The organism is bacterium (genome assembly GCA_021108215.1).
Lineage (GTDB): Bacteria > Oederibacteriota > JAAXVQ01 > JAAXVQ01 > JAUVAV01 > JAIORK01.
This window is the reverse complement of sequence record JAIORK010000065.1, coordinates 1-4,365: the sequence shown is the minus strand read 5'-3', so window position 1 is coordinate 4,365 and position 4,365 is coordinate 1. Positions and strand designations below refer to the sequence as shown.

Annotated in this window: 4 protein-coding genes; 1 reads left to right on the top strand and 3 read right to left on the bottom strand. The window is 43.6% G+C overall.

Annotation, left to right across the window (positions count from 1 at the left end):
- Positions 1–57: 57 nt before the first annotated feature.
- Positions 58–780 carry a hypothetical protein gene (locus K8S19_13810; GenBank protein ID MCD4814753.1) on the bottom strand — a complete coding sequence of 241 codons (723 nt, stop codon included), beginning with the start codon at positions 778–780 and terminating at the stop codon, positions 58–60.
- A 190-nt stretch (positions 781–970) separates the two neighbouring features.
- Between K8S19_13810 and K8S19_13805 the strand changes: the two genes are divergently transcribed.
- Positions 971–2,752 carry a beta-lactamase family protein gene (locus K8S19_13805; protein ID MCD4814752.1) on the top strand — a complete coding sequence of 594 codons (1,782 nt, stop codon included), beginning with the start codon at positions 971–973 and terminating at the stop codon, positions 2,750–2,752.
- Positions 2,753–2,996: 244 nt separating this feature from the next.
- Here the strand turns inward: K8S19_13805 and K8S19_13800 are convergent, their stop codons facing one another.
- Entirely contained in the window at positions 2,997–3,875 is an 879-nt protein-coding gene (locus K8S19_13800; protein MCD4814751.1) for an EamA family transporter, read from the bottom strand.
- 97 nt (positions 3,876–3,972) lie between these two features.
- Entirely contained in the window at positions 3,973–4,125 is a 153-nt protein-coding gene (locus K8S19_13795; GenBank protein ID MCD4814750.1) for a hypothetical protein, read from the bottom strand.
- Between the last annotated feature and the right edge of the window lie 240 nt (positions 4,126–4,365).

Genomic DNA, 4,365 nt, shown 5'->3' with positions numbered 1-4,365 from the left:
ACTTCCCACCTCATTCCCTTTGTCCAGACTTGGCCTGGCGCAAAACTCCGGCACCCATCAGTGGAACGTTATTTTGTGCTCTGAGTAGTTCTCCTCGATATCAATCAGCTTATCCGCCAAAGTAAAAATAAAAGTCACATTGATCCGCATATGCATGGTAAATCGGCTGGGCACCCAGAAATCATTGACTTTTTGATAAAACATTTCCGCTTTCATCTCCTTCACCATGCCGGGCGGTTTCGCAGGTGAAAATGTCATCCACACCGCATCATAGGTGGCTTGATCAAGGTAAGCCGTTCCGATGGTCAAGCCTTTAGCCGGCTGCAAAGGTTTGAAAGCTATTTCCCACACAGGAAGATCCTCAAAAATTTTCTCGCCAAGCACGGTAAAGGCATATTTGGACATTTCACTCAAGACAAAAGGCGATAGCCCGTCTTCTCTCCGGCTTTTCTTCAATTCCTTGTTCATCTCTTCCTGATCCAAGTCGCGGCCATCAATGCGTATACTCTCAAATATCATCGCAACCTTTCCCGGCGGCGTATAGGTCACCTTTCTCCGGCTCTCCACCAGGCGCTCCAACTTGCCGTCCTTCTTTTTTACCTCGGTCTTCGAATCCGCAACATAGGTCAGCATCTTGGCTTGGGCCGCAACTTCCTCAGCCCGTTGTTTCACCTGCGCCATAATTGTATCGGTATCCGCTGTAATCGTATTTGCCTGTGCGGCTACAACCAAACCCAGCAAACTCAAAATAATCATGTTTGTAAAAAAGTTGCGCGTCATTTCATCCTCGCTTTTTATTCATTATGGGGGCGAATGATTATTCCTCCGGGGAATTCAACACCGGTAAATACATTTACGTTCTTATTATACCATTTATTTCTCGGGACTTCTTATGCAACTATAAGGGGAAAGCATTTTCAAATTATTTGTATCCAAAGTATCATAGTTTAAAATTAAAGGAGCTGAAATTATGGCCGGGAAAAGCAACAGAATATTTTGTTGGGTGGCGATATCCGGATGGTTAATTATGGCATCCGGATGCACTCAGACACCAATTAGACCAACGGTGTTGACACTCCATGATTACACCTATTTTAAAAAACATTTGTCATGGTTGATTGAAAAAGAAATGCGCGAACATCAGGTAAAAGGATTAAGCATAGGACTGGTGGATGATCAAAAAATTATTTGGGCTAAAGGCTTTGGGTATGCGGATGAAAAAACCGGGAAATTGGCGGGACCGGAAACTGTTTTTAAAATCGGTTCTGTTTCCAAAGTGATTACAGCTGTGGGCCTGATGCAGTTGGTGGAACAAAATCAGATTGAGCTCGATAACCCTATAAAAACCTATCTTCCTGACTTTAACGTAATCAACAATTATTCGAATCCCATAACCGTTCGCTCCTTAATGACCCACCACTCCGGATTGCCCGCAGGTGACATGTTCTTAAAAAATCAGGACAAAAACAAATCACTGGAAACCATCCTGGATGATTTGAAAAATATACATGCCTCATTTCCGGTTAACTATATATACAGCTATTCAAACTTAGCTGTCGAGCTTTTAGGGCTTTTGCTGCAAAGCCGCAGCAAGACGGATTTTAATGATTATATGCAAGCAAATATATTTGAACCCTTGCACATGAGCGATACTTCATATTTTAAAAATGAGCATATTAAAGAAAAATTAGCCCAAGGATACGATCATGGAAAACCTCAAACCGAGGAATTTTGGGACCGGGTGGTGCCGTCCGGCAGTATCTATTCCACTATTCATGACATGTGCAAATTCATAAAAATGATACATGCGGGGGGAAGAAATGGTGATGACGTCATCTTAAAACAAGACAGTCTGCGGGAGATGTTCACCCCTCAAAATCTGCAGGTAAAGTTGGATCTCGATTATCACCTGGGATTGAACTGGTTTTTAAGCTGGCCGAACTTGGACTATGCCGGGAAAGTAGTCTGGCATACCGGCGGAACCCGGTATTTTCATAGTATTTTGGCTATCATGCCTAAACAAAAATTGGGGGTTATTGTACTTAGTAATTCCAGCACCGGAGCAGTCATCAATAGAAAAATTGCTGAAGCAACACTTCAATTGGCGCACGAGATTAAAACCGGCAAAACGCCTCCCCCAACCAAGCTAAAAAAGCCTGCTGGAATTAAATTATCCCCAGGTGAGTTGGAGAAATACACCGGCGAATATACGGTGATGGACAGTGGGCATGTAAAAATCATCAATAAAAACAACAGGTTGCAATGCAGAATACGTAACAAAAAATTGAACCTGGTAGCTCACCCGGAGGGATTATTTTCACTACAGTTTAATGTTTTGGGAATATTTCCGTATGTGATTAACAATTATCAAATCGGCATCAAGGAATGGAACAATGAAATATATATCTATCACTTAGATCAGAAAGAGGGAAATAAAGCAATTATAGGAAAGAAAATTAATAAAGTTCATATTTCCGATGCTTGGAAAAAACGGTTAGGCAAATATAAATGTTTGGATAAAACGTATTCCGCATTTCAGCCGGAATTGGCAATGCGAAATGGGTTTCTGCTGTGGAATAATCAGCCGTTGCTTCCCCAAGATGACACCACTGCCGTTATTCCGGGCTTTGAAAGAAATTATGGCGGTCAAACAATTAAGGTTGCTACTCAAAACGGAGCGGAAACCATATTATATCTGGGCCTTACCTATAAAAAATCAGTAGCGTCTCACGCTGAAAAGAATCGAAAATAAAATCAGTGCTTAACCCTTTGATCAGATTTTCTTTGCGCGAACAAACAGCAAACAGGAACGAAAGGGTTATCCCGCTGCACACTCATTCACCCTTTGCCCTCTCCTGTTCACAACGCACCAGCGTACGGTTGATGACAAAGGAGGACGTTACTTCTGAGAATGCGTCCGAAAATCAAAATAGCTTAAGAATCAACGTCCCTAGTTTTCATCCCGGTTGGAACGGAATGCCCTGTCTCCCAAGTCTTTAAATTCGATTATTCCTCATTATACCGGCAATAGAAAAAACGACCAATCCAATTGCCAGAACGGTCCAGAGAGTGATTACCTCATCCAGGATCAGCCATCCCAAGAAAACCGCAATCACTGGATTCACATAGGTATTGGTGGTGACCAACTCAGTCGGCAAAAGCGTCAGCACCTTGATATACGAGGTAAAGGCAATGATTGAACCGAAGATCACCAAGAAAACGAGTGCTGCCATCGCCTCGTTTGTGGGTGCAGGAACCGGCTCTTGCCTAAGTATCCCAATCAATAAGAAACCCAATCCGCCAAAAAGATGCTGCCAGGCGGAAATAGTAAAAGCCGGCAAACGGATCGGTTTCCTTTTCAGATAGACCGCACAAGCAGCCCAAACCACAGTCGCGGCCACCAGGTAAACCAGTGCCAGGACACTACCGATCCGCTGGGACTGCAACTCGGGAAACATAAGCACACCCACACCGACAAACCCGATACCGATGTAAAGGACATGGCTGATTCGTGGCAGAGCCTTATCCAAAATCATACTGATGATCAAGACCCACAGAGGCACCGCACTAACTGCTACCGCAGCAAATCCGGAAGCTACATACTGCTCGGACCAGAGTACCAACCCATGGGCCCCGATCCACATGGCCAAACCGGTCCCTGCCAGTTTGGCAAATTCCTTAGGCTTGGGAAAAACAAATCCTGAAGTTAGCGCTGCCAAACCGACTAACAATATACAGGCAATTAAACAACGAGCCGCCCCAAAAAAAAATACGGTGAAGCCACTCCCGGGCGCGATACCAACGCGCATGGCGAGATAGGTGCTTCCCCAGACAATATAAATGGTTAGTAAATAAATCAATCCAGACTTTCTCATACAAATCACTCCAGACATTCTAAAATAAAAAAAGGGTAGCTGTGCTTTCACCTGGAAAGACGGCTACCCTTTTTAAAATCGTTTGATTTACTGCAATTCAGGTGTTCTCTCTCTCCAGGTTATTTCGGGTCAGGCAAATTCGCCAGAGTCCCTTATCACCCATGGACATGACAATGCCTTTGGCCAAAAACGGCAAATGCGCTTTTAGCGGTAAGGCGGTCATGGTCATGGCAAACCTGGAGATTGACATACGTTGCATTCCTTTATAAAAATTTTTATTAAGTATACCTGGTTTTTCTTAAAAAGCAAATAATTAGCAGGGCGTGATTTATCACGCCCTGCTTTGTTACATCCGGATTTTTAGACAGGATGTCCGTATCGAGCACAATACTATTTTTTGACACACCATCATGTAAGGGTATAAATAATGTCGGACCTCCAATCAGGAGGAAAGGTTAGAATGGAGTTGAAGCAATCGGGAAACGAGAGG